The sequence below is a fragment of the Microbacterium sp. NPDC078428 genome (assembly GCF_044542535.1).
In the GTDB taxonomy this organism is placed as follows: Bacteria; Actinomycetota; Actinomycetes; order Actinomycetales; family Microbacteriaceae; genus Microbacterium; species Microbacterium limosum.
The window spans coordinates 281899-307935 of the sequence record NZ_JBITUP010000001.1 but is presented as its reverse complement, the minus strand read 5'-3'; the positions used below and the strand labels follow the sequence as shown (position 1 = coordinate 307935).

21 protein-coding genes, 2 tRNA genes and 2 pseudogenes are annotated in these 26037 nt (G+C 68.4%); 7 read left to right on the top strand and 18 right to left on the bottom strand.

Going from position 1 to position 26037, the window contains the following annotated elements; all coding sequences use genetic code 11:
- Window positions 1-21 precede the first annotated feature (21 nt).
- The 6 genes and pseudogenes from ACIGCK_RS01470 to ACIGCK_RS01445 all read right to left on the bottom strand — a co-directional run bounded on the left by ACIGCK_RS01470 (window position 22) and on the right by ACIGCK_RS01445 (window position 8796).
- The gene (locus tag ACIGCK_RS01470) at window positions 22-1143 is read right to left on the bottom strand and encodes a DUF3322 domain-containing protein (RefSeq protein WP_396663231.1); all 1122 of its coding nucleotides are present in this window, start codon (window positions 1141-1143) and stop codon (window positions 22-24) included.
- The gene (locus ACIGCK_RS01465; protein ID WP_396663230.1) at window positions 1140-4487 is read right to left on the bottom strand and encodes an ATP-binding protein; all 3348 of its coding nucleotides are present in this window, start codon (window positions 4485-4487) and stop codon (window positions 1140-1142) included. Before ACIGCK_RS01465 ends, ACIGCK_RS01470 begins: the two co-directional genes overlap by 4 nt.
- Before the next feature lie 2 nt (window positions 4488-4489).
- Window positions 4490-5146 (bottom strand): DUF4194 domain-containing protein, encoded by a 657-nt coding sequence (locus ACIGCK_RS01460; RefSeq protein WP_396663228.1) that lies wholly within the window; start codon window positions 5144-5146, stop codon window positions 4490-4492.
- Window positions 5143-6594 (bottom strand): DUF3375 domain-containing protein, encoded by a 1452-nt coding sequence (locus ACIGCK_RS01455; RefSeq protein WP_396663227.1) that lies wholly within the window; start codon window positions 6592-6594, stop codon window positions 5143-5145. The genes ACIGCK_RS01460 and ACIGCK_RS01455 overlap by 4 nt, the downstream gene beginning before the upstream one ends.
- Before the next feature lie 62 nt (window positions 6595-6656).
- Window positions 6657-7178: a hypothetical protein gene (locus ACIGCK_RS01450; RefSeq protein WP_396663226.1), complete on the bottom strand. Its 522-nt coding sequence runs from the start codon at window positions 7176-7178 to the stop codon at window positions 6657-6659.
- Window positions 7179-7582: 404 nt separating this feature from the next.
- A pseudogene (locus ACIGCK_RS01445) lies at window positions 7583-8796 on the bottom strand (DDE-type integrase/transposase/recombinase).
- A 676-nt stretch (window positions 8797-9472) separates the two neighbouring features.
- Between ACIGCK_RS01445 and ACIGCK_RS01440 the strand changes: the two are divergent.
- On the top strand, window positions 9473-10042 hold the full coding sequence (locus ACIGCK_RS01440) for a helix-turn-helix transcriptional regulator (RefSeq protein WP_396663224.1): 570 nt from the start codon (window positions 9473-9475) through the stop codon (window positions 10040-10042).
- A complete protein-coding gene (locus tag ACIGCK_RS01435) occupies window positions 10039-11334 on the top strand; it encodes a HipA domain-containing protein (protein WP_396663222.1) in 1296 nt (431 codons plus the stop codon). Before ACIGCK_RS01440 ends, ACIGCK_RS01435 begins: the two co-directional genes overlap by 4 nt.
- Window positions 11335-11498: 164 nt before the next feature.
- On the opposite strand, the gene ACIGCK_RS01430 is transcribed toward ACIGCK_RS01435, so the two are convergent.
- The 6 genes from ACIGCK_RS01430 to ACIGCK_RS01405 all read right to left on the bottom strand — a co-directional run bounded on the left by ACIGCK_RS01430 (window position 11499) and on the right by ACIGCK_RS01405 (window position 15865).
- On the bottom strand, window positions 11499-11783 hold the full coding sequence (locus ACIGCK_RS01430; RefSeq protein WP_396663221.1) for a hypothetical protein: 285 nt from the start codon (window positions 11781-11783) through the stop codon (window positions 11499-11501).
- A 338-nt stretch (window positions 11784-12121) separates the two neighbouring features.
- The gene (locus ACIGCK_RS01425; protein WP_396663974.1) at window positions 12122-12310 is read right to left on the bottom strand and encodes a response regulator transcription factor; all 189 of its coding nucleotides are present in this window, start codon (window positions 12308-12310) and stop codon (window positions 12122-12124) included.
- Between the two features lie 136 nt (window positions 12311-12446).
- Window positions 12447-13433 carry an aldo/keto reductase gene (locus ACIGCK_RS01420; protein ID WP_396663219.1) on the bottom strand — a complete coding sequence of 329 codons (987 nt, stop codon included), beginning with the start codon at window positions 13431-13433 and terminating at the stop codon, window positions 12447-12449.
- A 23-nt stretch (window positions 13434-13456) separates the two neighbouring features.
- The gene (locus tag ACIGCK_RS01415; protein ID WP_396663217.1) at window positions 13457-14506 is read right to left on the bottom strand and encodes a zinc-binding dehydrogenase; all 1050 of its coding nucleotides are present in this window, start codon (window positions 14504-14506) and stop codon (window positions 13457-13459) included.
- 17 nt (window positions 14507-14523) lie between these two features.
- Window positions 14524-14889 carry a DUF2255 family protein gene (locus ACIGCK_RS01410; RefSeq protein ID WP_396663215.1) on the bottom strand — a complete coding sequence of 122 codons (366 nt, stop codon included), beginning with the start codon at window positions 14887-14889 and terminating at the stop codon, window positions 14524-14526.
- Between the two features lie 76 nt (window positions 14890-14965).
- Window positions 14966-15865: an aldo/keto reductase gene (locus ACIGCK_RS01405; protein ID WP_396663213.1), complete on the bottom strand. Its 900-nt coding sequence runs from the start codon at window positions 15863-15865 to the stop codon at window positions 14966-14968.
- Between the two features lie 122 nt (window positions 15866-15987).
- Between ACIGCK_RS01405 and ACIGCK_RS01400 the strand changes: the two genes are divergently transcribed.
- On the top strand, window positions 15988-16863 hold the full coding sequence (locus tag ACIGCK_RS01400; protein WP_396663212.1) for a helix-turn-helix transcriptional regulator: 876 nt from the start codon (window positions 15988-15990) through the stop codon (window positions 16861-16863).
- A gap of 55 nt (window positions 16864-16918) precedes the next feature.
- Here ACIGCK_RS01400 and ACIGCK_RS01395 read toward each other — a convergent pair.
- Window positions 16919-17026, bottom strand: a pseudogene (locus ACIGCK_RS01395) (short-chain dehydrogenase); the annotation flags it as partial.
- A gap of 338 nt (window positions 17027-17364) precedes the next feature.
- On the opposite strand from ACIGCK_RS01395, the gene ACIGCK_RS01390 reads away from it, so the two are divergent.
- Window positions 17365-18081 carry a tyrosine-type recombinase/integrase gene (locus tag ACIGCK_RS01390; RefSeq protein ID WP_396663211.1) on the top strand — a complete coding sequence of 239 codons (717 nt, stop codon included), beginning with the start codon at window positions 17365-17367 and terminating at the stop codon, window positions 18079-18081.
- A 55-nt stretch (window positions 18082-18136) separates the two neighbouring features.
- Here ACIGCK_RS01390 and ACIGCK_RS01385 read toward each other — a convergent pair.
- The 5 genes from ACIGCK_RS01385 to serS form a co-directional block, all read right to left on the bottom strand.
- Window positions 18137-18225: transfer RNA gene (locus ACIGCK_RS01385), tRNA-Ser, on the bottom strand.
- A 74-nt stretch (window positions 18226-18299) separates the two neighbouring features.
- On the bottom strand, window positions 18300-19562 hold the full coding sequence (locus ACIGCK_RS01380; protein ID WP_396663210.1) for an LCP family protein: 1263 nt from the start codon (window positions 19560-19562) through the stop codon (window positions 18300-18302).
- Window positions 19563-19605: 43 nt separating this feature from the next.
- Window positions 19606-19690: transfer RNA gene (locus ACIGCK_RS01375), tRNA-Ser, on the bottom strand.
- A gap of 111 nt (window positions 19691-19801) precedes the next feature.
- Window positions 19802-20752: an HAD hydrolase family protein gene (locus tag ACIGCK_RS01370; RefSeq protein ID WP_396663209.1), complete on the bottom strand. Its 951-nt coding sequence runs from the start codon at window positions 20750-20752 to the stop codon at window positions 19802-19804.
- The gene (gene serS, locus ACIGCK_RS01365; RefSeq protein WP_396663208.1) at window positions 20749-22014 is read right to left on the bottom strand and encodes a serine--tRNA ligase; all 1266 of its coding nucleotides are present in this window, start codon (window positions 22012-22014) and stop codon (window positions 20749-20751) included. The genes ACIGCK_RS01370 and serS overlap by 4 nt, the downstream gene beginning before the upstream one ends.
- A gap of 76 nt (window positions 22015-22090) precedes the next feature.
- Here serS and ACIGCK_RS01360 point away from each other — a divergent pair, with 76 nt between their 5' ends.
- From ACIGCK_RS01360 to ACIGCK_RS01350, 3 genes are all read left to right on the top strand, one after another.
- Complete coding sequence (locus ACIGCK_RS01360; protein ID WP_396663206.1) at window positions 22091-23329, top strand: diacylglycerol kinase family protein; 1239 nt, start codon at window positions 22091-22093, stop codon at window positions 23327-23329.
- Between the two features lie 63 nt (window positions 23330-23392).
- Complete coding sequence (locus ACIGCK_RS01355) at window positions 23393-24766, top strand: cryptochrome/photolyase family protein (RefSeq protein WP_396663205.1); 1374 nt, start codon at window positions 23393-23395, stop codon at window positions 24764-24766.
- Window positions 24767-24929: 163 nt separating this feature from the next.
- Window positions 24930-25994, top strand: coding sequence for an LLM class flavin-dependent oxidoreductase (locus ACIGCK_RS01350; RefSeq protein WP_396663204.1), 1065 nt, complete (start codon window positions 24930-24932; stop codon window positions 25992-25994).
- Window positions 25995-26037: the final 43 nt, after the last annotated feature.

The window sequence follows — 26037 nt, the reverse complement described above, 5'->3', positions numbered from 1 at the left end:
GGGCAACGATCAGATGCGTCGTCAACACACCCCGAGCCGCGCGAGCGCGAAGCTCCACGGAATGCGCTCCTGCTCGAGGCGTATGTTGCCCTCCGCGCTCATCGCCTGGAGAGTCGCGCGCTCATCAGGCGTGAGCAGCTCGAACACGCCGACGTTGGGAGCGGGATCGATCCCCCACAGATCACGGTGATCGAACAGAGTATCCATATCCATCAATGCCGACGTTGCGTCCACTCCCTTGGATCGAAGTCGGTTGAGTATGGCGAATCCGTGCGAATCGAGATCGCCCCAGTAGGTGACCGTCTGCGCCCACGGGAGGCGGGCGACGAGATCGACGCGGTGACCGCCACCGTGCACTGCTACAGCTCGGGGCACATCGGGCATCGCGAGCAGGGTGGCGAGGTTCTCGAATACGAACACGCGCTCGAGTCGGATCGTGCTCGCCGCAAGGTCGTCGACGGGCGCCGACAGATCGGTGAGCCCCTGGAACGAGAGCGACGGATCGAGAGCACGGATCCGTATGAGCGGTGACGGCTCGCGAAGACCCAGTCCGGGCGCTCCGGTTCCCGCCCGATGCAACGCTTCCACGAGTCCGCGGCGAGATTCGATCCATTTGGTGTGAATGCCGCGGATCGGCAGTTCTCGCACCAGGCGGCCCGATTCCGGATTCTCGCGCAACCAGGCCAGCACATGGACGAGCCTGTGGAAATCGGCGCCATCGAGATCGGCGATCGCGCGGCCATGGGCGCGGAGCACGCCGCTGGCATCAGAGCCTGCCAGGCCCCGCAACTCGTCAAGTCGCGCCACCAGAAGTCGCCAAGCATCCGCCTCGCCCGCCGCTCGAGCGATCGAATCCGTACCGCGCAGCACCGCGCGAATGGGGACTTCCTGCGACCCGATGCGTGACCAATGGCGGACGACCCACTCGAGCTCGATACCCGAGTCCTCGCTCACACCGCGCCAGGCGTCGACCCACCGTCGAACCAGATTGAGATCGTTCAGCGCCTCCCGCTCCGTTGGCGGGCGCAGCGGAACGTCGAGCACGACATCGGTCTGCTGCTCGGCGGCCCAGGTGCGTGCATCGCGGTCGAAGAGTTTCTTCGCTCGCGCGTGCAGGTCAGACGGTGTGACAAGCGTGGTCACGCGCGCGACTCCGCGTGCGGCGGGGTGGCGACCTCAGCCTCATCGACCGAGAACACCACGTTCGCCAGCCGTGAGGCGTCGCGGTCGGGGTTCGATACCGACGTGATCGCGCCCACGTACGGCTCGAGCGTCTGCAGCAGCTTCTGCGGTGTCGCGAGGACCATGTGGAATCCGAACTCGCGGAACACCTCCATCGCGTTGCGCGTGTATCGGCTGTCCGCCTTGTCGAACGCCTCATCGAGCACGATCGACCCGAACCTCGGAACCTCGTCCTCTTCTTCAGTCAGCTGGTACCGCAGCGCTGCCGCGAGGCAGAAGATGACGAGCTTCTGCCGCTGACCACCCGACAAGCCCTCTGCGGAGTCATACACCCGCACAACCCGGCCGGCGACGTCCTTCTCCCGCGCGAGGAAGCTCACGTGAAGCCTCGTGTCGAGCACCCGGTTGCGCCAGTCGATGTCGACGCGGTCCTTGGATCCGAGTCGACCGATTACGCGCTGCAGCACGGCGAATCGTTGCTCGGCACCGGCGGCCGACTCGTCGGCCCAGTTGCCTTCAACGATGCGGCGGAGGTCGGTGAGGAACTCGTCGACCTCCTGGGCCCGCGTCGTCTTCACATCGATCTCGAGGAAGCGGTCCGCTCCCTCGAACGGGGACCGTCCCAGGGATGCGTTGACGGGGAGGATTCGCTCACGGATGAGACCCGGGGCGTCGCGGAGATCGCTGAGCAAGTGTGCGACGACGTCCTGCGATCGTTCCCGCAACAGCTTGCGGAACTCGGACTCCTTCTCGGGCAGGCCGCGGGCGATGATGCCTTCGCGCAGTTCCCGGTAGCCGTAGCGGTCACGGATGTCAGCAGTCAACTCTGCAGATGCAGCGGGCCACCCGAGCCGAAACTCGGCGGCGCGCCCGGCGAAGCTGGCCTCAGCATCCGCTGCGCGGCCGGCCGCGGCGTCCTTCTCCTTCGAGAGTGCCGACTGCACCTTTCGCGCGACTTCGTCCACCGTCTCCAGGCTCACGGAGCGTCGCTCGGCTCGGAACCGGCCTTCGAGGGCGTCGGCGATCCGCTCCTCGACCGGTGCATATGGGGTGGCCTCGAGTTCGGCGACCTGCGCCGCGATGCTCTCGACGTGATTGCGGGCGACAGCGTGGGCTCCGAGCGACCGTGCGTGTTTCTCGTTCGCCTCGTCCAGTCGCCGGGTCGCTCGCTCCGCGGCCCCCTGTGCTTCGCGGAGCGTCCCCGACTCGCTGGTGAGCACCCGGAGATCGTCGCGCTGGGCCGCGGTCACCGCCATCGCGGATGCGAGGTCCACTTGGTCCCAGCTGAACGTCGATACGCGTGTGAAGACGTCGCGCCGACTGACAGCGTCCTGACGAAACGAGTCGGCCTCGGCGTCGCGGGCGGATGCTTCCTCCATCGCCGCCATCGCTTCCCGACGACGCTCAAGCAATGCCTCGAGCCGCGCGTGGGTGTCGCCGCCCAGCACCCATCGAGTGGCATCACCGATCTCGTGACGGTCGTCCTTCTCATACCTGCGTGAGTTGCGCTTTACCAGGCCACCGATCGTGACGCCACGCTCGACGTCATCAAGCTCGTCGGGGTGCGAAACGCAGGCGTAGTCGAACTCGGAGGCGATGCGCTTGCGGACGTAGGACGCGAAGGGCCCATCGCTCACCGCGAGGCGATGAACGAGTGAGCGGGCATCCTTGGGGCGACGCGGTTCATCGACGGCGTGCGGGACCGCTTCGACGACGAGCCGGACACCGAGTGTTCGCGAGTCGGCTGCCCGACGTGCGGCGACGAGATGTTCGTCCCGCACGAGGAGCGTCGACGCAAACGGAGCGAGCACTCGCTCTGCCGCGCCGCGCCAAGCGGAGTGCTGCTCGGCGACCGAGATCAGCTCGCCGGCAAAGGGGAATGTCGATGCCGGCACACCGACAGCGTCCGCGAGGAATCGTCGTGCGCTCAGAAGCTTCTCGTCGAGGTTGCTCCGGTGGTCTCTCAGCGCCTGAATCTGCCTGGTGACTTCGTCCAGCGCCTTACGCGCCTGACTCGCGGCGTCACGCACCTCATACGACACAGCGGGTATGTCGCGCGCAACCTCGGTGACGGCCGCGGCAAGGAGCTCCGCAAACTGCTCGGGGTCTTCGGGCATGGGTGCGCCGATGCGCATCAGCTCTGCGGTCAGCTGAGCTAGATACTGCCTAGTGATGTCCTCGGAACGCTGCGCACTGTCGATTCGCTCCTGCAGAAGCTCTACGCGCGCGCCGCCCTCGTCCCGGACCCGCGCCTTCGCGGTTTCCAGCGCCTCGCCTGCCAACCGCTGCTCCCGCACGGCGTCGCTCAGCTCGCTCTCGGCGCGCGCCAGCACGGCGCGCGCAGGGCCTGCGGCATCCTTCGCGAGCCGAAGCTTGAGTCCCGCAGTGAAGGGCTCGACGGCGTCGTGCAGATCAGAGATCGCCGCCATCTCGGCTCCGGCCAGGTCGAACAAGGTGATCGCCTCGTCGACCTTGCGGAGCGCATCAGCCTGCTTCCTCAGGTCGACCACGTGCTTGTGCGCGGCATCGAGCTCCGTGAACTGCTCAACGGCGGTCTCGGCCCGCGCGAAGGTTCCCGGCTGGTCGAGCATGAACCCGCGAAACAGCGCGTCGAGGGTGCCGAGGTTCTTCGCTGATTGTGTCTTGTGGAGAAGCTGAAGCGTCGCATCTCCACGGAAGCCGAACTGACGGATGACGCGCTCATGAAAGCGTCCGTGTCTCCCGCCGGTGGTGATCAACGCGTCGGGGAAGGCCTTCGACATGCGGCGCGCGTCGATTCCGCCTTCGACGTGCGGCTTCACGTCGAGAAGCTTCACGTAACCGCGGGTGAAGATCCGCGCGTCCTTCAACGCGCTCGGTTCGGTGCGCGTGCCGGGTGCGTGGAACACCCGCAGCAGGACGACCGGTTCGTCGCGGAGATTCTCGTAGCGCAGCAGGACACCGCTCCAGGTTGCCTTCGAGCGCAGGTACGTCGTGGTGGCCCGATCGGCGGTCTCGTCTGCTTCCTTGCTCCATGCCCCACGCACGTAGCTCATCAGCGTCCGATCGCTCTGCCGGGAAGCGCCGTCCTGAGCTGCCGCGTTGAGGCGTAGCCACTTGTCGGGGGTGATGACTGCGGCAATCGCGTCGAGGAGCGACGACTTGCCTGATCCCGATGCGCCGGTGAAAAGGTGACCGGCACGCGCGAGGTCCACGGCGACGTGGCCAGCGAACGTACCCCAGTTGACGAGTTCGATCTGGGCGAGGCGCCACTGGCCGGGCCTGGTCGGATCGACTTCCGGCTCGTCGGTGGGAAAGCTCAGCATCGTCATTCTGTCTCGTCCTCGGCATCCGTCGACGGGGCAACGGATTCTCCTCCGCCCTCTCGGGCGATCCGGTGGTACTCCGATGTGATCGCGCGGATCTGGTCGGCGTCGACGAGCAGTCGGAGCACGGGCGAGATCTCGGCACGGTCATCGCCAACGGCGTGCAGCACGCGGAGCTTGTTCTGCATCTTGTTCCACGACGAGTTGACGCGGCTCGCGAAGTCCTTCTCATCGCGGTCCGGGGTGCGGAACACGGCGAGCTGCTCGAACACCTCGGTCTGCCCGACGATCACCCGACCGCGACCCTCCTCGCTCAGCAGCGTCTGGCGAAGGACGAGCAGCATTGCGGTGTCGAGGAACGTCAAGGCTTCAGATCGCACTGCCTTCGGGGCTTCGTCGGATGGAGCGTTGCGGACGAAGGCGAACTCGTTGTCGCGATCGATGACCAGTTCGAGGAACAGGTCGGCGAGCCGGGAGCGGATGACAGCCTCGTCGGTCAGCAGCACCGCCCACAGCTGTGCCTCGCGCGCGCCGGAAAGGTATGGGCCGCGCACCAGACGCAGCAAGACCCGCCGCGTGCGATCGGGGAGTTCGCCGGCGTCGCCGCGCCAGAGGCCAGTGTGCTCGTCGGAAACGGCATCCGCAGTCTGTTCGGTCATGTCACCGCTCCAGTGAATCGGTGCGCGGCGACGATCGCGGCACGCGGAACTCCGTCGGCGCCCTGCCAAGCGAGTACCTCGGGCTCATCGTCAACGGTGCCCTGCTCGGCAGCAATCGAGAGAAGTCCGATCACGCTGCCGGCCCCCTGCGTTGCGGGGTATCGAGCAAGGACATCTGCGACGGTGCACGATGGCACCTCGGCGAGCAGGTCGTTGACGTTCCGGGTGAGCTCGTCGAAGTCGATCTCGGTCTCGCGAGCAATCGCCCGCAGCTCCTCGATGCTCGCGAGGGATGCCGTCTGCGTGACGACTTCTTCGGTGGCGGCGAATTCGGCGGGATCGTGAAGGTCGATTGCCCCGACGCTTGACAGCGCGACAGCAGAGAGATCCAGCGTGAGGGATGTCGGATACCAAGGGCGCGTATGCGCGGCGGCTTCCACCCCCGCGTGCTGAGCCTCCCGCAGAAGAGTTCTCAGCACCCGGTCGCGCTGGTAGTCCTGCGACTGTACGTAGCGGCGGAGCGCCCGGGCGAAAAGGGTGATGACATCGTGGATCTCGGCGCTTCGTCCCTTGAGCGTGGTGAGGAAGGAGCGCAGTGCTCGGCGCTCATCCGAGGTGAGGTCGCGAGCGAATCCGCGGTCGAGGATGCGGCGGATGTCGGCCTCGAACGCGGCCCCGAGTGCAGGGTCGAGCACGAGCTGAGAGAAGGCGGCGAAACTGCGGCCGGCATCGGAGTCGGAGATGTGGTCGATGCCGCGGAAGACTTCGTCGACGACCGATGCTTGAGAGACATCGGACTCGACGATCTTCGCCCTCAGGGACGCATTCAACGTCTCGAACTCGGCCCGAACCCGAGCGAAGTCGTCCGGCAGGTCCGCCGCCTGCGCCAACACATCGCGAACGCGCTCGAGCGCCCGGTCCTCGTCGACCGCGGTCTCGTCACCCGAACGCAGGCTCTCGATCCGCCGCCCGATCGACTCGATCTCTTCCTCGAGCAGTGCGATGCGCGCTGACACATCAGGATCGGTGTCGATCGCGAGGCGACGGACTTGCGCCGCAAGGCTCGCAAGCCGAGACTCGGTCACACGCGAACGCGGGGCGGCACGCCCCTGCAAGAAGCGGATCCCGGCGATCGCATCCGGGGAAAGCTCGAGCGTCTCACCCCGCGCTTCTGATGACGGCCGACGCACCAGGAAGCCGGCCGATCGCCACTCCCCGCAGTACCCCTTCGCTGTCAGCGGCAAGACCAGCCCCTGCGCACGGAGCCGCTCGAGGTCGGCATCGATCCGTTCGTACAGCTCCTCAGCGTCGACGCGGCGCTCGTCTCCACCCAGATGGGTGCCGAGAAGACCGGCGACCACGGGTGCACTGTCGGCTCGAAGCAGCTTCCACGCCGCATCGCGCTCCGCAAGCTGGGCGAGCTCGAGAACCTGGGCGACGGCGGGCACGCGTCCATTCTGAAGGAACACACCGACATCCGTTGACGCGGCGGCGGATAGCTCGGACTGAGTCACCCGATGAGGTAGACCATCCCGCGACCGTCTGTCGCGAGCGCCTCGACGAACTCCTGTGCCCGCGTGAGGTAGTCGAGGACGTAGCGGAGCTCGTCGTCATCGTCGGCTCCGTGTCGGCTGCGCCAGGTGCGCGCCCACGTTCGCACCTGGTCCTCGTCGATCGCACAGAGGTCGTCCCGAATCGCCGGCATCTCCGCCGGGAGGATCGTCCTCACCCACGGGTCCCACCCGAGCCCATGCATCGTTACGCTCCCCTCGAACATGCGGTAGCAGGAGCCTGCGTCCGGAACATCGGTCGTCGGACACGTGAGGGATTGCAGGGCGGACCATGCCTTGTCGAGATAGAGCATGTCGCGCTTCGGCGAGACCTGCTCGAACGTCGCGATACTCACGCTCGCGTGCGGCTCCAAGCCCCACGCGTCAGCGAGCGGATCGCTGGAGAGGATGCTGTGCGGGTCATCGACCGCCTGCTGAGCAAGGTCGGCATCGAAGGCATATGCGTAGTAGCGGATTCCCATGCGGCCAGCATCCCGACGAGGACGTCGCTCCGATCGCGACATCCGACGGGCTGGGGACGGCGCGCCCGAATCCGCCGTTGTGGAGGAACGGAGGCCGCAGTGGAGGCGTTCGCATGGCCCCCTGGAGACCGAGGGATACGCCCCCGCCCTCCCTGGCGGACACGCGGATTCTTCACCCCTCGACGACTTCAAACGAGCAGGTTGATGAGCGGGCGATCGCGAACACGGGCGGATCGCTCAGCGCCGAACGCTTCGCACACGTGGCAGAAATGGCGGATTTCGTGGCAGAGGCGAAATAAACAGCCGTTGATCTGGGTTTTTTCTGCGGAGACGGAGGGATTTGAACCCTCGGTCCCCGTGAGGGGACTCCTGTGATGTCTCAGGACATCGGTGACGGTTCTGTATCAGGACATCGGTGACAGTTCGTGTATCAGGACATCGGTGACACTTCCTTCTTCTTGGGTCCGCGGGGTTTGCCGTTGCCGACGTACTTGATGCCCGGCGGCGGCCAGAGGTGCTCGACGATGAGGGTGCCGCGGTCGTCGAAGATAATGATCCCGGCGGGCTCGTAGAGGACGAACACTTCCTGGCCGCGGAGTGGGTAGCTGACGTTGAAGATGATGCCGCGGGCTTTGATCGACCCGTTCGGGTGGACTGTCGCGATCCGGATCCCGTCGAGCACCCGGCCGTTCGGTGACGGTGCGGGCGGGAGCGGGTCTTCCGGCTTCCGTGGCGGCGACGGCCGGGGCCGAGGCGGGGTGGCCTTCGGCGTCGCCTCCCACGCTTGCAGCGGCGTCATCCGGCCGGGCAGTGCCTGGTGTCCGCGTTCGGTGTTGTAGATGTGGTCGAACGCGTCGACCTGGGCCTGCAGCTCGCCGAGGTTGCGGGCGATGGGCTGCTTGTCGAGGTAGCGGAACAGTGTCTGGTGGAATCTCTCGTTCTTGCCCTGCGTGGTCGGCTTGTATGGCTTCCCTGTGATCGGGTCGACCCCGAGTTGATAGACGTAGTCGACGAGCTGTCCGATGAACCCGCGGCGTGACGGGTTCAGGGCGAGACCGTTGTCGGTGAGCAGCCGCTGCGGGACCCCGTGCGCTCTGATCGCCTTGCGCACGACGCGGATTGCGTCGCGGGAGGTCTCGCCGACGGCAGCGTGGGAGGCGACGGCGTAGCGGGAGTGGTCGTCGATGAGTTGGAAGATCACGCACTTCCGGCCGCCGGCGAGGACGTACTCGGTCGCGTCCAGCTGCCAGCACGCGTTCGGTGCCGGATACACGAACCGCCGGTACGCAGCCCGCGGCTTCTTCCTCGGCTGGTTGCGTGCGACGCCGGTCTCCCGGAAGATTCGAGCGAGAGCGGCGATCGAGGGGACGGGGGTCATCCCGAGCGTCGTCATCTTGTCGTGCACGCTGATCGGCCCGCAGTCCAGCCCGGACGACTCCAACGCCGCCCGGACCGCGACCGCCTGCCGTTTCACCTCCCCGGCGATCGTCGATGGGCTCGACTTCGGCCGTCGCGAGCGGGGCTCGAGCGCCGCGGCCTGGCCCTCCTCGATGGCGCGTTTGCGGATCGCGTAGAACGTCTTGCGGGAGATCGAGTGCTCGGCGCAGAACGTGGTCACCGCGCCCCGCGGCGCGTCTGGCGGCCACTGCGCGATCGCGAGACGGACACGGGAATCGACAGGCTCAACGCGGCTCATCCCTCACAAATAGAACCGAGAAGTGTCACCACCAACCACAGCCGAAGTGTCACCGATGTCTTGACACCGTTCCGTCACCGATGTCCTGACACATGACACCGTGAGGGGACTCCACCTTAGCAGGGTCGAAATGGGCCAAATCGGCCCGGCAAGCTCACTGGTCCGGATTCCGCGAGATTCCGCGCAATCCGGGCTTGATCAGGCTGTTTTCGGAGCGCTTGGTGCAACTCGTGAGGCACGCTATCCACGGGAGCCACGCGATCATCGACGTTCACGGGATGCTCGGGGACCCCTGGGGGACCCCCGCCGCAACCTGGATTCGGTCTTCACTGATCTTCTGCCGGCACTCAGACGTGGCCGCGCCAATCGCGCTGACGGGAACCACCTCTCAACCATAACCGCGTCGACCGAGGGAAGCCTCATGGCAGCCGCGACCGAGGTCGGCGTTCCACGCTCCGCGAGGCGATGCCCAGGCACGATGCCCAAACGTGTTGCATTTTTGGCACATCGTTGGGATGTTCTATTTACAGTACATCCAGTATGATGGTAGATTTTTCTACCGAAGACTTGCGGTGCTATTTTTCGAACATAAATTGGGGTGATCGACGTGAAGTTGCAGACACCATCAGACCTCGCCCGCCTGGTAAAGAACGCCCGCGCCCAGCGGAACCTCACCCAGCAGGATGTCGCCGACGCCGTCGGCATCACTCGTCAGTCCCTCGCCCGCCTCGAACGCGGCAACTGTGGTACCTCCTTCGATACGGTGTTGCTCATCATCGATCACCTCGGCATCCACCTGGACGCCACCACCGACCGCCGCACCACTGCTCCCGTCGCAGTCGCCACGAGGGGTGCCGCCCAGGCCGCGGCTGACGCACTCACCACGCGCATCACACCACTAATCGACTCGGGGATGCTCGAAGCGCTCAACAAGCAGATCCCTGGCTCGCTCCCCCCGATCGACACCTCTGGCATCCTCACGCAGGTCGAGGCCAACCTCGATCCCGCAACACTTGCCTCCGCCCGCGCAGCCGCCCGCGGACTCACCGAGCGTCTCACCATCCCTGGCTCCGTCCTCAACAATCCGCCGCGAGCGGTGGAAGCCGGCTCCCCGACCTCCGCTGAGGCCCAAACGGGCGCCGACCCAGATGCCGCAGGTATCGAATGATCCGCACCCTCGACGTGTACCTCTACGACGCCTTCGTCGGCACGATCACCCGGCGAGGCGAGAACCTGCAGTTGCGCTACCTGCCCGAGTACGTCGCATCGGACAGCCCCGTCCCCATCTCCGTGACACTTCCCGTCGTCTCCACCCCGTTCGGGAACGACGACACCAAGCGATTCCTCGGCAACCTCCTGCCAGACCGCGCCGACGTCCGTTCCCGCTGGGCGCGGGAAGCGAAGTTGACCAGCGACAGCACCTTCGATCTGCTCTCCGTCTACGGCGCCGATGTCGCCGGCGCGCTCGAGTTCTACCCTGCAGGCACATCACCCAGGCAGGAGGAGAACCTGACGCCGCTCACCGAGAACGAGATCGGCGACCGGATCCGGCAGATCCGTCGAGACGACTCCGACTGGCTACAGCATCGCGCCGTCGAACAAGGGTTCTCCCTCGGCGGCGCTCAGGGAAAGTTCGCGCTCACCCTTCGCAACGACCAGTGGTTCGAGCCCTCTGGGCGGCAGCCGTCGACACACATCTTCAAACCAGGCATCCAGCCACTGCCCGGCTCCGACGTCACCGAGCACATCACCCTGCAGGTCGCGCGCCTGCTCGGGATCGATGCGGCCGCATCAGTGATCGCCGAGTTCGACGGCGAGCACGTCCTCATCGTGGAACGCTTCGACCGCTTCGACAACAACGGCGCCATCGGCCGACTCCACCAGGAAGACCTCGCGCAAGCCACCGGGACCTCGCACGTTCAAAAGTATGAGTCCGATGGCGGCCCCGGCTACCGCGACATCTTCACGGTCTTCGACCGCAACCTCAGCGCCGTCGACGCCAAGACCGCCAAGGAGCGGTTCGCGAAGCTGCACGTCTTCTCCTGGATCATCGGCCACAACGACGGCCACTCCAAGAACTACTCCCTCACCCACGTGCCCGGTCGCAGCGTGCTCGCCCCCTTCTACGACCTGAACACCTCGCTCCCGTTCACGCAGCGAGAGCAAGTCCTCGCGCACGACCCTGCCGTATTCGACAACGTCGAGCTCGCCATCGCCGTCGACGGCGCGAACACTCTCGGCACTTTCAACGCCGACAGCATCCGACGCCTCGAAGCCGACACCGGGCTCGCTGAAGGGCAGCTGCGGGAGTTCGCTCTACGGATCGCCGCAGGCCTCCAGCCCGCCGTCGCCGTGGTCATCGAAGCGCTCCCCGACCGCCTGAGAGAGCTCCCCGCCGTCGCGCTCTACCCGCACGCTACGTACACGCAAACCCGCCGAGTCATCAACGCCCTCACCTGACCTGGGCCATCCTCGCCTCGCGCGCAGCACGATGGCTTCCCCGGGGCAAATAAAATCCCCGCCAATCCGGAGACGGGAGGGAGCAACGGACCAAGCATAGGTCGGCCACCTCAACAGTCTGTCAACTCGACGCGACCGGTTTCGACGTGCGCCGCACGGCGCCGTCACCCGCGTTCGGTCGAGATCGAGAAGCCTTCCTTGGCGACAACGCGACGGCGCCGATTGTGCATGCGCTCCAGCACGGGTACGGCTACATTCCGGAAGTCGTGAACGGTCGGCAGGTCGGGTGAGTCGCTCTCTCCGGCGATCACGACGACCGGAAACCCGCGGAATTCCGCGCCGAATGAGGGTGCAGCTCTCCCGAAACCGCTGTCCATATCGGTCGCAAGGGCCCCCTGGGGGTCCCCACTTTGGGGACCTTTGGGGGACCCCGCCGCCAGATCGGGCATCTCGAGCATCATCAGCGCAAACGCAAAATCCCCGGCTGACCGGGGATTTTTCCGCGGAGACGGAGGGATTTTGAACCCTCGGTCCCCGTGAGGGGACTCCACCTTAGCAGGGTCACACGACACGAACCCCGGCACAGCTTCGCGCGGCCTGCTCTACCGCGGAATCATGCGGATATCTGCTCTTGATCAGGCTCTTTCCAGCGGGCGTTCGATCGCTCATCACGCACTCCACGCACGCCGCGCTCATTTACTCCTCCCGATCCTCAGCATGCTCGGGGTCACCCGGGGGTCACCTGGCTCGAGACCACTGCACTGCCCGTCGAGCCCTTGCGGCATCATCACCGTGGGCGGGTGGCGAGGATGGCGGCTTGGGTGCGGGAGGTGACGCCGAGTTTCATGAGCAGGTTGCTGACGTGGGCGCCGGCGGTGCGTTCGCTGATCCCGAGGTGCCGGGCGAGGTCACGGTTCGACAGTCCGTCGCCGAGGAGTGCGAGGACTTCGCGTTCGCGTGAGGTCATCGCGGACAGGCGCCGCGTCGACGTTCCGTCGATGCGGGATGGGTGACGTCGCGGGCGAGCTGAGCGGGGCCCGAGGCAGCCAGCTGGCAGTCCAGCCGCGAGTTCACTCCCTCCCCGGGGTCGCCGCGTCCGGACGACCCTCGGGTCATGCGTCGACGTAGGACATCTGCTGCTCGTTGTAGCGGTCGCCGCTGACTCCGACGCGGGCGGCGAGTCGGCTGAGGTCGTCGAGTTCGTCGGCCGAGAGTGCGACCTGGGTTGAGGCGGCGTTCTCGGCGATGCGGGTGGTGCGGCGGGTTCCGGGGATCGGCGCGATGAACGGGTGCTGCGCGAGCAGCCACGCGAGTGCGACCTGCCCCGAGGTGGCGCCCCTCGAGGCTGCGAGCGTCGCAACGTGGTCGATGAGCGCGCGGTTCGCGGCCCGGTTCGCCTCGGTGAACCGCGGAATCGTCGCACGGATGTCCCCCGCGCCGAACGCGGTGCCCTGGTCGACGGTGCCGCTGAGGAATCCTTTGCCAAGGGGACTGAACGGCACGAACCCGATGCCCAGTTCGGCCAGGGTCGGCAGGACGGATGCTTCGGGGTCACGCGTCCACAGCGAGTACTCGCTCTGCACCGCGGTCACCGGCTGCACGGCGTGGGCGGTGCGGATGGTCGCGGCGGAGGCCTCCGACAGGCCGAAGTGGCGGACCTTGCCCTCGGCGATGAGCTCGCTGACGGTGCCGGCGACGTCCTCGATCGGCACGGCGGGGTCGACGCGGTGCTGGTAGAAGAGGTCGATCACGTCGGTGCGGAGCCGCTTCAGCGAGGCATCGGCCACGGCCCGGATCTGTTCGGGGCGGCTGTTCAGTCCGACCATGCGGCCGTCCTGGATGTCCCATCCGAACTTCGTGGCGATGACGACGTCGTCGCGGACGGGTTCGAGCGCCTCGCCGACGAGCTCTTCGTTGACGTAGGGGCCGTAGACCTCGGCGGTGTCGAAGAAGGTGACGCCGTGGTCTACGGCGGAGCGGATGACCGCGATCATGTCGTCGCGGGTGCCGGGGTTGGGGCCGTAGCTCTGCGACATGCCCATGCAGCCGAGGCCGATCGCCGAGACCTCCAGGTCCTGGCCGAGTGTGCGGGTGTGCATGATGGTTCCTTTCTCCGGTCGCGTCAGAACGCGATCATGACTTTGAGGGCTTGACGGGCGTCCATCGCTGCATACCCGGCGGGAACGTCGTCGATGGCGACGGTGCGGTCGAACACCCGGCCCGGGTCGATGACCCCGTCGAGCACGTCACGGATGGCGGGTTCCAGGTAGGCGCGGACGGGGGCGGGTCCGCCGGTGAGGGTGATGTTCTTCCCGAACAGCGACCCGAACCCGATCGGCGCGTCCTCGTACTGTGGCACGCCGACGCGGGAAATCACCCCGCCCGGACGGACGATCCCGTACGCCTGCTCGTACGCGGGCATGTGGCCGACGGCCTCGAGCACCACATGGCTGCCCTCACCACCGGTGAGGTCGAGTACCCGTGCGATGCCCTCCGCTCCGCGCTCGGCGACGACGTCAGTGGCGCCGAACTCGATCCCGAGGTCGGTGCGTGCGGTATGGCGGCCCATCAGGATGATGCGCTCCGCTCCGAGCCGGCGCGAGGCGAGCACGGCCGACAGGCCCACCGCGCCGTCGCCGATCACGGTGACGGTCTTGCCCGGTGCGACCCGCCCCATGTGCGCGGCATGGTGGCCGGTGAGGTAGACGTCCGACAAGGAGAGCAGCGACGCGAGCAGTCCCTCGTCGGCGGATGCGGGGTCGGTGCCGGGGACCTTCACGAGACTGCCGTCGGCCTGCGGGATGCGGGCGAACTCGGCCTGCAGCCCTCCGACCTCGGGTGATCCGTAGAACCCGCCGTACAGGCAGGAGGTGTGGAAGCCCTCGCGGCAGAACACGCAGGTGTTGTCCTGGTATGCGAACGGCGCGATCACGAAGTCGCCGGGGGTGACGGTGGTGACCGCATCCCCGATCTCCTCGACGACGCCGATCAGCTCGTGCCCCATCGGGCGGCCGTGATCGCCGTGCGGCAGAGAGTGGTACGGGTGCAGGTCCGATCCGCACACGCACGCCCGCACCGTGCGGACGATCGCGTCGGTCGGATGCTCGATGACCGGGTCAGGGACGGTCTCGACGCGGACGTCTCCCGCGCCGTACATCAGTGTGGCCTTCATCAGTGGTCCTTTTCGTATCAGCGGGGGTCGACGCGCAGCGTGGTCTGCTTCGCGAGGGCGCTGGTGATGGCGCGGGACGGGGAGCCGGTGCCGTACTTCGCGAAGTACGCCGCATCGATCTGCGCGTCCCGGGTGGAGTCGAGGGTGAACGTGACCGGCCGGGTCTGGCCGCCCCACCGCAGGAAGCCGTCGAAGTGGCGGGCGACGCCGCGGTACCACTGCCCGTCCGGGCCCTTCACGGACCGCAGGTACAGGGTGTCGTCGACGACGACGTGCCACACGATCGTGGGGGTTCGAGAGGATCCGTCGGCACGGCGGCCCGCGACGCGCACCTCGCCGGCGCGGTCGAGTTCGGTGAGTTCGGTGGTGGTCCAGGTGGTCATGGGCGGGCCCCTTCCGGTGTGGTGAATGGCTCCCCCGGGCGCATCGGCGCAGTCGGTGAGGTCATCGTCACGGTGCTCATGCTTCGGGAATCACCAGGTCGAAGAACGCGTCGCGAGGCTGGTCCGGGTCAGGGCCACTGCGCACCCCGGTGTCGAGGGCGTCGATGCGGGCGAGCTCATCGGGCGTGAGGGCGAAGTCGAACACGTCGAAGTTCTCCGCGATGCGGCCCACGTTCACAGACTTCGGGATCGCGGAACGACCCTGCTGCAGATGCCAGCGCAGCATCACCTGCGCCGGGGACTTCCCATGCCCCGCCGCGATGTCGGCGATCGTCGGGTCCTGCATTACGCTGCGCCGCTCGTCTCCCCACCCCGGGTAGAAGGTGATCCCGCCGATCGGCGACCACGCCTGGGTCAGAATGCCGTGGGCCTCGTTCGCCTGCTGCACGGCCGGCTGCGTGAAGTACGGGTGCAGTTCCACCTGGTTCACCGCCGGCACCACGTCCGTCACCGCGAGGAGTCGGTCGAGGTGGTGCGGCATGAAGTTGCTGACTCCGATCGCTCGCACCCGGCCCGCCGCGAGCAGCGACTCCAGCGCCCGGTACGCGGTCACCACGGTGTCGAACCGGGACGGCACCGGCTGGTGCAGGATGAGCAGGTCCAGGGTGTCGACGCCGAGCTTGCCGGTCGACTTCTCGAACGCGTGGAGCGTGTTGTCGTACCCGTAGTCCGACACCCACACCTTCGTCTCGATGAACACCTCGTCCCGGTCGAGACCAGACCGGCGGATGCCTTCACCGACCTGCCGCTCATTGCCGTACGCGGCAGCAGTGTCGATGTGCCGGTACCCGACGCGCAGTGCCGTCTCGACGGCCGCGGCGGTCTCCTCCGGCGGGCTCTGGAACACGCCGAGTCCGAGGGCCGGCATGACCACGCCGTTGTTCAGGGTCAGGTTCGGGATCGTGCTGGTCGACATGCTCGGCTCCTTGCTCGGGGATGTCTCGAGTCCACCACCGGCCGACATCCGGTGGCAGTGACGGGTGTGACCGGTACTGCCAGACCCTCCCTCCCGTCACGCGATCGGCGTACCGTCGAGGCATGGACAACCGCAGCGAGGTGCGCGAATTCCTCACCACCCGCCGCGCACGCCTCACCCCCGACCAAGCCGGGCTCCCCGCCTTCGGCGGACACCGGCGCGTCCCCGGACTCCGCCGCGAAGAAGTCGCGCTCCTCTCCGGCATGAGCGTCGACTACTACACGCGCCTCGAACGCGGCGATCTCTCGGGGGCCTCCGACAGCGTCCTCGAGTCTCTCTCCCGCGCCCTGCAGCTCGACGATGCCGAAGCCGCGCACCTGCACGACCTCGCCCGTGCCGCCGCGTCTTCACCCGTCGCCCGCAAGCCCCGCAGAGCCACCGGCGCGCTGCGGCCCAGCATCCAGCGCCTCCTCGACGCGATCACCGAAGCCCCCGCCCTGATCCGCAACGACCGGTTCGACTACGTTGCCGCGAACCGCCTCGGACGCGCGCTCTACTCCCCCGTGTTCGACGACCCCGCCCCCAACAGCGCGCGGTTCGCGTTCCTGAACCCCGTCGCGCACGACTTCTACGCCGACTGGGACCAGGTCACCGCCGAACTCGTCGCCGCGATGCGCGGCGAAGCCGGCCGCAACCCGTTCGACAAGCGCTTCACCGACCTCGTCGGCGAACTCTCGACCCGCTCCGAACGGTTCCGCACCCTGTGGGCCGCACACGACGTGAGGTTCCACCGCACCGGGACAAAGCGCCTCCGCCACCCCATCGTCGGCGACGTCGAACTCACCTACGAAGCCTTCGAACTCCCCGCCGACCCCGGGCTGCACCTCTCGACCTACACCGCCGAACCAGGATCCCCCTCCGCCGACGCCCTCAAGATGCTCGCCAGCTGGACCGCGACCGGCACCCCCGTCCGCGACACGCGACCCGCCGAAACTTGATCGAGTGCCCAGTCAACTCGACTGGCGTCACCCTCGGATGGAGGGTCGCGCGCGTTCAGAACACGGACTCACCGCCGTCGGAAGGCAGGACTACACCGGAGACGTTGACTCCGTCGTCGCTGAGAAGAAACGTGATCGAGGCGGCGAGCGCCTCGGGCAGGGCGAGTGGGGCGTCGGCGACGTGTTCCCAGACCCGCGGTCGACACGAGATTCGGATCGTCGAACATCGCTGACACGCCAGCGGGAGCATGCTTGAATTGCACCTACGAGATGCCTCTCCGACTCGGCGAATAGGACCTTCAGCAAGCTCCATTCTTCCCGGTCAGAGGGGCATTTCTACGTCACGACACCTGCTCAACACCCAGGCTCATCGGTGGATCGAGGCTAAGACGCCCACTCGCCTCGATCCATGCGGCCGACATGCGGACTCACCTCCTGGCATAGGTCCGGAGCGGGAAGAAGCCATCCACGGTCGCCCGCGCGAAGACAACATTGAGCGCGATGTTCACGTATGCCGACGAGCAGGGTCTACTCCATCAGCCTCACCCGATCCGCACGATGGCCAAGATCCCCGAGCTGTCCGTTGTGGCCCAACACGCGGTCGGGCCCAAGGACATCCCGACCGCGGTGCAGATGACGCGCACGCTCAAAGCGATCCGCGAGCGCAGTGCCCTGATCTCGGACGTCTTCGAGTTCATGTCGCTGACCGGAGTGCGATGGGGTGAGCTGCGGGCAATCCGGGTCGACTGGCTCGCCGAGGTCCCGCTCCCCCAACTCCTGGTGAACCGCTCACATTCGGATCGATACGCCGAGAAGGATCCCAGGTCGTGGCGCGGGACCCGGCAGATCCCGCTCTCGCCCCGCGCGCTCGCGATCATGAAGCAGCACTCCGCGGGGAAGGCTCCCGATGACTACCTCTTCACCAACGAGTCAGGCGGGCAGCTCTCTGTCGGGGTCGTGAGGAAGTTCCCACTGGGGTTCCGGCGTCATGCGTTCCGGCACTACGCGGCCTCGACCTGGTTGCGGCTCGGAACCCCGGTGAACGAGGTTGCCGAATACCTCGGCGACGATCCTCGCACCGTGCTCGCCGTATACGCGCATGTACTGGGCGAAGAGCAAAGACGTGCACACCTGCGTCGAATCGCCGACGCAGAGGCCGCAGAAAACGACGGGGGTCACCTGGGGGTCACTGGGCGCGAAAACGCGCCCCACGGCTGATCGAGACACCACGTGCTCGAAACGCGGAAACCCCGGTTCACCGGGGGTTTTTCCGCGGAGACGGAGGGATTTGAACCCTCGGTCCCCGTGAGGGGACTCCACCTTAGCAGGGTGGTGCACTAGGCCTGACTATGCGACGTCTCCATGGCACCCAACGCGAAACGGCGCGGGTGCACCTGGCAATACTAACGGCTCCGTCCGCCCACGACGAATGCGGGTCAGGCGTTGCCGTTCGAGCAGGTCTCCATCGCCGCCGTCTGTCCCGCGATGGAGGGCGGCAGCGTCGCCACCGCCTCGCCCGGCTCCTCCGAGGGAGCGGGCGACGCCTGCTCGGTCGGGTCCGTCGACGGATCGGCGGGAGCGGGCGTCTCCACGATGACGCCGTCCCCCTGGCTCGCCTCGCCGCTCAGCTGGATCGGCTTATTGGCCTCGAGGGCGGCCCACAGCTCATTCGCCGCTGCGTAGTTCGGCACCACTCGGTTGGTGTCGAACGGGTCGTCGACGACCGGGTAGGAGACGAAGACGATCTCCTCGAACGGCACGTCCTTCACCGCAAGGGCGATCTGCACCATCGTGAGCGGATTGGTGAGCGTCTGGCTCGCCGTGATGTTGTTCAGGGCGGTCGTCGCCAGCGAGTACAGCGTCGCGGGGTTCGAGAGCGTCTCGTTGCTGATCAGCTTGCGCGCCAGGCGGGACATGTACTGCTGCTGGTTCGAGATGCGCCCCAGGTCGCCGCCGTTGCCGACGCCGTGGCGGGTGCGCAGGAACTGCAGCGCCTCGAGGCCCTGCAGGTTGCGGTTGCCCTCCGGCCAGTCGATCCCCGTGTGGTAGTCCTTGATGCCGTTCGCGATGCACACCTCGACGCCGCCGATGGCGTTCGTGATCTCGATCACGCCGCCCCAGGTGACGGATGCCGCGAAGGGAATGTCCTGGCCCGATAGCTCGGAAACCGTCTTCACGGCGCACGCCAGGCCGCCGTACGAGAAGGTCGCGTTGAGGGGCTGCTTGCTCATCGCCGACGATGTGCGGCCGGTCTCGGGGTCGGTGCACTCGGGGATCGGGATCATGAGATCGCGCGGGAAGCTGACCACCGTCACCCGGCGCGGCTCGTCGGAGATGTGAACGAGCATGTTGACGTCGTTGAGCTCGCCCCCGGCATCCGCTCCCGTGCACCGGTCGCCGAACAGCTCCGCATACTCGGGCTCGCACGCGTCGGTGCCCGCGAGGAACAGGTTGACTCCGCCCTCGATCTCGCCGATGTCGGGCGGCACCGCCGCCTGGCCCTCCAGCTCGACGGCGGCGCTCGTGAAGCTCGTGACGGCGCTGTAGGCCTGGAACGCGACGACGCCGACGCCCGCGACGAGCACGACCGCGACGGCGACCGCGACGAACCGCACGATCTGACTCCACACGGAGGGGGACGAGAGCTCGCCGTGACGGGCGACCGTCGACCGGCGCCTGGGCGCTTTGCTCTCGCTCACTGGTGTCCTCTCGGGCGGGGCCGCTCCCCTGTCGAGCCGGAAGCGGAGGGTGTGGGATTCGAACCCACGGGACATCTCTGCCCACTGGTTTTCAAGACCAGCTCCATCGGCCGCTCGGACAACCCTCCCGGCGGACCGCGAAGCGGCGCCGTCGGTCACCGAGTCTATCCGACCGCGAAGCTGCCCCATTCTGGCAGGAAACGGCTGGCAGGGCGCTGAAAGCGGATGCCGGGGCGTCCTCAGCGCCCGAGCGCGCCGAGGATCGCGGCCACGCCGCCCTCCTGCACCGACGTGGTCACCTCGCCGGCGACGGCGCGCACCTCGTCCGGGCCCTGGGCCATCGCGATCGCGCGTCCGCCGTTGCGCAGCGCCCACTCGAACATGCCGACGTCGTTGCGCCCGTCGCCCATCACGAGCACCCGGTCGGCGGGAAGACCGAGCCAGCCGCGCACGAGCTCGAGAGCGGTTCCCTTGTCCACGCCCTGCGGGGCGATATCGAGCCAGGCCGTCCAACCGATCGCGTACGACACCTGATTCAGGCCGATCCGCTCGACCAACGAGAGGAAGTCCCCCTCCTCGTGCTCGGGCGACACGACGACGACGCGGCACACGGGCTGCGCCGTCAGCTCCTCGAAGCTCACGCGGTGCGCCGCGAGGAGGTTCCAGTCGTCGAGGTACTCGGTGTAGAGACGCTCACCCCCCGGGAGCTCGACGAGGTAGTGCGCGTCGGGCAGGTGCTCGCGAAGCAGGGTCAGCACCGTCGTCGCGTCGAAGGTCTCGGTGTGCACGCGCTCGTACGCGAGGTCGTCCGCATCCACCCGCTTCAGCACGACCGCTCCGTTGGAGCAGACGACGTATTCGGGCGCGATGCCGAGCACCCGCAGGATGCCGCGGGTGCCCTCCCAGCTGCGACCGGTCGCGAGCATCACCTCGTTGCCCGCGGCGGACGCGGCCTTCACGGCATCGACGACCCCCGGGCTCGGGGACTCGTCCTCGAGCAGGACGGTGCCGTCGATGTCGAGCACGATCAGGATGGGGCCCGCAGTGCCCTCGGGGGAGCCGCCCGCGACCGTCTCGTCGGCGATCTCCTCGACCAGCTCGGCCGCGTCGTCGGGTTCGACGACCTCGACCGAGCCCGGGTCGGGGAGCGCTTCGGTCTCGTCCGCCGTCGTGGCGCGATCTTCGCTCACGCGACCGGCTCCAGAACCTCGAGGCCTCCGAGGTAGGGCCGCAGCACCTCGGGGACCGTCACCGATCCGTCCGCCTGCTGGTGGGTCTCCAGGAGGGCGACGAGCCAGCGCGTCGTGGCGAGGGTTCCGTTGAGGGTCGCGACCGTCTGCGTCTTCCCACCGTCAGGCCGGTGACGGATGTCGAGCCGGCGCGCCTGATAGGTCGTGCAGTTGGAGGTCGAGGTCAGTTCCCGGTAGGCCCCCTGCGTGGGGATCCAGGCTTCGATGTCGAACTTGCGCGCCGCCGACGACCCGAGATCACCCGCGGCGACGTCGATGACGCGGTACGCAAGGCCCAGGGGCTGCAGCATCTGCTCCTGCCAGGCGAGCAGCCGCTCGTGCTCGGCCGCGGCATCCTCGGGCGTCGTGTAGACGAACATCTCGAGCTTGTTGAACTGGTGCACGCGGATGATCCCGCGGGTGTCCTTGCCGTGCGACCCCGCCTCGCGCCGGTAGCAGGTGGACCAGCCGGCATAGCGGAGCGGGCCGCGGGAGAGATCGATGATCTCGTCCTTGTGATAGCCCGCGAGCGCGACCTCGCTCGTGCCCACGAGGTACAGGTCGTCGGCCTCGAGACGGTAGATCTCGTCGGCGTGCTCTCCGAGGAAACCCGTGCCCCGCATGATGTCGGGGCGCACGAGAGTGGGGGTGATGAGCGGCGTGAAGCCGTTGTCGAGGGCGGTGTTCAGCGCGAGGTTCATCAGCGCGATCTCGAGCCGGGCGCCCACGCCCTTGAGGAAGTAGAAGCGCGCCCCCGAGACCTTCGCCCCCCGCTCCATGTCGATCGCGTCGAGCCTCTCGCCGAGCTCGAGGTGATCGAGCGGCTCGAAGTCGAAGCTCGCCGGCTCGCCCACCGTGCGCAGCGTCACGAAGTCGGCCTCACCGCCGGCGGGGACGCCGTCGATGACGACGTTCTCGATGCGCGAGAGGGCGGATGCCGCGGCCTCCTCCACCTCGGCGGCCCGCTGCTGGGCGGCCTTGACGCGGTCGGCGAGGCCCTTCGCCTCGGCCACGAGCTCCGCCTTCTCCTCCTTGGGAGCCTTCGCGACCTGCTTGCCGAAGGCGTTCTGCGCGGCGCGCAACTCTTCGTACTCGGCGATCGCGGCACGGCGGTCGCGGTCGGCGGCGAGGGCAGCATCGACGGTCTCGGGCGAATGCCCGCGCGCCACCTGCGAGCGCTTCACCAGATCAGGGTCATCGCGGAGTAGCACGGGGTCGATCACCCGAACAGTCTAGGGCGCGCCATTCGGGCCCCGGGCGGGCCGGGGGCCGCCGCCCGGCTGAGCCTAGAGTGGGACCATGACCGCGGCATCCGGCACCTCTGACGACGACCGCGCCGCCGACGCCCCCGGTCCCGCCGATGAAGCGGAGGCGGAAGAGACGCCCTCCGACCAGGTGGATGCGGCCGCGCCCGACCCGAAGGAGGCCGCCGCGCCCGACGACGTCATCCGCGAGCCGGAGGACGTCGAGCCCGACACGGCCGACGGCGAGGGCGGCGAGGCCCGCCAGGTCACCCCCGAGGGCGAGCCTGCACCGATGGAGGAGCCCGACGATTCGCCGCGCAAGCGGGCGGCCCTCGTCTACAACCCCATCAAGGTCGACCAGGAGCGGCTCCGCGACCTCGTCACGCGGATGTCGGAGTCCGCGGGCTGGGCCGAGCCGATCTTCTTCGAGACGACGGTCGACGACCTCGGCGACGACGTCACGCGGCTGGCCCTCGAGGAGGGGGCCGACGCGGTGCTCGTCGCGGGCGGCGACGGGACGGTGCGCGCCGTGTCGGAGGCGATGGCCGGCTCGGACGTCCCGCTGACGATCGTCCCCAGCGGCACCGGCAACCTCCTCGCGCGCAACCTCAACCTTCCGCTGAACGACCCCGAGCCGATGATCGCCGCGACGTTCGCCGGCACGACGCATCCGATCGACATCGGCTTCGCCGACATCCGCCGCCACGACGGCTCGCGCGAGCGCCACGCCTTCGTCGTCATGGCGGGCATCGGCCTCGATGCCGCGATGATCGCCAACACCAGCCCGCAGCTGAAGAAGTCGGTCGGCTGGGTGGCCTACGTCGACGGCGCGGCCCGCTCGCTTGCGACCGCGAAGCCCTTCCGCGTGATGTACCAGATGAAGGACGGCCGGCTGCACTCCGCGAAGGTGCAGAGCGTGCTCTTCGCCAACTGCGGCGCGCTGCCGGCCGGGATCGCCCTGATCCCGGAGGCCTCCGTCGCCGACGGCATGCTGGATGTCGCCGTCCTCCAGCCGACGGGCTGGTTCGGCTGGATCGGCGTGTGGCGCAAGGTGTGGTGGGACAACAGCGTGCTCCGGCGCTTCCGCGCGGGGCGCCGCGTGCTCGAGCGGCGCGGGCGCAACAGCTCCGTGCGGTTCCTGCGGGGCGAGGGCATCGAGCTCGCGACCTCCCCCGCCCAGCCGATCGAGCTCGACGGCGACGAGTTCGGCGAGGCCGTGCGCATCCGGTGCACGATCCAGGCCGGGGGCCTGCGCGTCGTCGTGCCCGACGGTCACGACACCAGCAGGCTGTAGACGGCGGGCCGCGTGCCGTCAAGCGCGCGAAGCCGGGCGCGGACCGCCGGTAGCATCCGGGGCATGACAAGCCCCAGCATCGTCTGGCTGCGCGACGACCTGCGCCTGGCCGACAACCCCGCCCTGCGGGCGGCGCTCGACCGCGACGAGCCGGTGGTCGTGCTCTACGTGCTGGACGAGGTCTCGCCCGGTATCCGCCCCCTCGGCGGCGCGGCGAAGTGGTGGCTGCACGGGTCGCTCGCCTCTCTCGGCGAGCGCCTGCGCGAGAAGGGGGGCGAACTGGTGCTGCGCCGGGGCCCCGCCGCACGGGTCGTCGCCGACGTGGTGGAGGATGCCGGCGCCGGCGCCGTGTTCTGGAACAGGCGCTACGGGGCCGCCGAGCGGGAGGTCGACGGGGGCTTGAAGGAGACGCTGCGGGGCGACGGCATCGAGGTCGCGTCGTACGCGGCATCCGTGCTCTTCGAGCCGTGGACCGTGCGCACGGGATCGGGCGGCCCCTACTCGGTGTTCACGCCCTTCTGGAAGGCCTGCCAGGGCCTGCCGGCACCGCGGGCGCCCCTGCCCGAACCGCGCGACGTGCCCGGGCCGGGGTCGTCCCCCGCATCGGACGCCCTCGACGACTGGGGCCTGCTGCCGACGGCGCCCGATTGGGCCGAGGGCCTGCGCGAGACGTGGGAGCCGGGCGAGGCCGCCGCGCGCGCCCGCCTGCGCGGCTTCCTCTCCGACGACCTCGACGACTACGACCGCGCCCGCGAGGAGCCCGCCGCCGGGGCGACGTCGCAGCTGTCGCCGCGCCTGCGCTGGGGCGAGCTCAGCCCGTACACGGTGTGGCACGAGACCGTCGCGGCGCGCGAGTCGGGTGCGAATCCCGGCGCGGCATCCCGGTTCCTCTCCGAGATCGGGTGGCGCGAGTTCGCCGCGCACGTGCTGTTCCACCACCCCGACCTCGCGACGAAGAACCTGCGGGCCGAGTTCGACGCCTTCCCCTGGCCGCGGCTCGAGCCCTCGCACCTCGAGGCGTGGCAGCAAGGCAGGACGGGGGTGCCGCTCGTCGACGCCGGCATGCGGGAGCTGTGGCGTACCGGCGTCATGCACAACCGTGTGCGGATGGTCACGGCGTCGTACCTCATCAAGAACCTGTTGATCGACTGGCGCCGCGGCGAGGAGTGGTTCTGGGACACGCTCGTCGATGCCGACGGCGCCTCGAACCCCTTCAACTGGCAGTGGGTCGCGGGATCGGGGGCGGATGCCGCGCCCTACTTCCGCGTCTTCAACCCCGAGCTGCAGGCGCAGAAGTTCGACCCCCGCGGCTCGTACGTGCGCGAATGGGCGCCCGATCACGCGGCGGGCGACGGGCCCGAGCCGCTCGTGGATCTCAAGGCCTCGCGCGCCGCGGCGCTGCGGGCATACGAGGAGGTCAAGCACGCCGCGCGCTGAGGGGGCCCGGGCCCTCGGGCGTCGAGGAGCGCGGCGGACCCGGACAACATTCCGGAGACATCGGCGTCCCGCCGCCGATCCGGTGCTCTGGGACCGGCAGGAGCCGCGAGGCTCCGGAGTATTGTCCGGGAATGCGCGGCGACCGCCGGCGTTTCACTCTGCGATGTCCACTCCCACTGCCCCCGCCCTGTCCGTCCTCGACCTGGTGCCCGTGCGACACGGGCAGTCCAGCGGACAGGCCGTCGCGGCCTCCCTCGACCTCGCCCGTCATGCCGACGACCTCGGGTACCGCCGGTACTGGTTCGCCGAGCACCACAACATGCCGGCCGTCGCCTCGACGACGCCGCCCGTGCTGATCGCGGCCGCCGTGGCGCGTACGGCGCGCATCCGCGTCGGCTCCGGCGGGGTCATGCTGCCGAACCACTCGCCGCTCATCGTCGCCGAGCAGTTCGCAGCGCTCGAAGCCCTCGCGCCCGGCCGCATCGATCTCGGCATCGGCCGCGCCCCCGGTAGCGACCCCGTCATCACGCAGCTGCTGCGCCAGTCGGGCACGACGAGCGACGTCGACCGCTTCCCCGAGCACGTCCGCGACATCGTCGCGATGGCCTCCCCCGAGGGCGCGACGGTGCGGTTCACCAGCGGCGGCACCTACGACGTGCACGCGACGCCCGCGGCATCCGGGTCGCCCGATGTATGGCTGCTCGGCTCGAGCGACTACTCGGCGCAGCTGGCCGCGTCGTTCGGGCTGCCCTACGTCTTCGCCAACCACTTCGCGGGCGAGGGACTCGAGCGCGCCCTCGAGCTCTACCGCGGCCAGTTCCAGCCGAGCGAGACCCACCCCGAGCCGCGCACGTTCGTCACGGTCAACGCCGTCGCGTCCCCCACGCTCGATGAGGCCGAGGCGCGGGCGCTGCCGCAGTTGCGCATGATGGCACGGCTGCGCACGAACAAGCCGCTCATCCCGCTCGAGACGGTGGAGCAGGCCGCCGCCGCACCGATGGATCCCCTCGCCGAGTCGTTCGTCGCGTCGGCGACGCAGCGCTGGTTCGTCGGCACCGGCGAGCAGGTCGCGGCGGATGTCGCGGCCTTCGCCGCCCGCCACGGCGTCGACGAGGTCATGCTGGCCCCCGTCGCCGCGGCGTACGACGGTGAGCCGATGGATGCCGCGGGCGGCCGCGCGCAGACGCTCGAGCTCGTCGCCGCGGGCGCCCGCGCCCTTGTCGCCTGACGCACGCGTCGCCCCGCCCCGCCCCGCCACCCGCGGCGTCCCG

Bases quoted from the DNA above. Each gene is read 5' to 3' on its own strand.
- ACIGCK_RS01465 (WP_396663230.1), bottom strand. From the start codon at position 4,487: ATGCTGAGCTTTCCCACCGACGAGCCGGAAGTCGATCCGACCAGGCCC.
- ACIGCK_RS01460 (WP_396663228.1), bottom strand. From the start codon at position 5,146: ATGACCGAACAGACTGCGGATGCCGTTTCCGACGAGCACACTGGCCTC.
- ACIGCK_RS01450 (WP_396663226.1), bottom strand. From the start codon at position 7,178: ATGGGAATCCGCTACTACGCATATGCCTTCGATGCCGACCTTGCTCAG.
- ACIGCK_RS01435 (WP_396663222.1), top strand. From the start codon at position 10,039: ATGATCCGCACCCTCGACGTGTACCTCTACGACGCCTTCGTCGGCACG.
- ACIGCK_RS01430 (WP_396663221.1), bottom strand. From the start codon at position 11,783: ATGCCCGATCTGGCGGCGGGGTCCCCCAAAGGTCCCCAAAGTGGGGAC.
- ACIGCK_RS01420 (WP_396663219.1), bottom strand. From the start codon at position 13,433: ATGCACACCCGCACACTCGGCCAGGACCTGGAGGTCTCGGCGATCGGC.
- ACIGCK_RS01415 (WP_396663217.1), bottom strand. From the start codon at position 14,506: ATGAAGGCCACACTGATGTACGGCGCGGGAGACGTCCGCGTCGAGACC.
- ACIGCK_RS01410 (WP_396663215.1), bottom strand. From the start codon at position 14,889: ATGACCACCTGGACCACCACCGAACTCACCGAACTCGACCGCGCCGGC.
- ACIGCK_RS01405 (WP_396663213.1), bottom strand. From the start codon at position 15,865: ATGTCGACCAGCACGATCCCGAACCTGACCCTGAACAACGGCGTGGTC.
- ACIGCK_RS01400 (WP_396663212.1), top strand. From the start codon at position 15,988: ATGGACAACCGCAGCGAGGTGCGCGAATTCCTCACCACCCGCCGCGCA.
- ACIGCK_RS01390 (WP_396663211.1), top strand. From the start codon at position 17,365: ATGTTCACGTATGCCGACGAGCAGGGTCTACTCCATCAGCCTCACCCG.
- ACIGCK_RS01360 (WP_396663206.1), top strand. From the start codon at position 22,091: ATGACCGCGGCATCCGGCACCTCTGACGACGACCGCGCCGCCGACGCC.
- ACIGCK_RS01355 (WP_396663205.1), top strand. From the start codon at position 23,393: ATGACAAGCCCCAGCATCGTCTGGCTGCGCGACGACCTGCGCCTGGCC.
- ACIGCK_RS01350 (WP_396663204.1), top strand. From the start codon at position 24,930: ATGTCCACTCCCACTGCCCCCGCCCTGTCCGTCCTCGACCTGGTGCCC.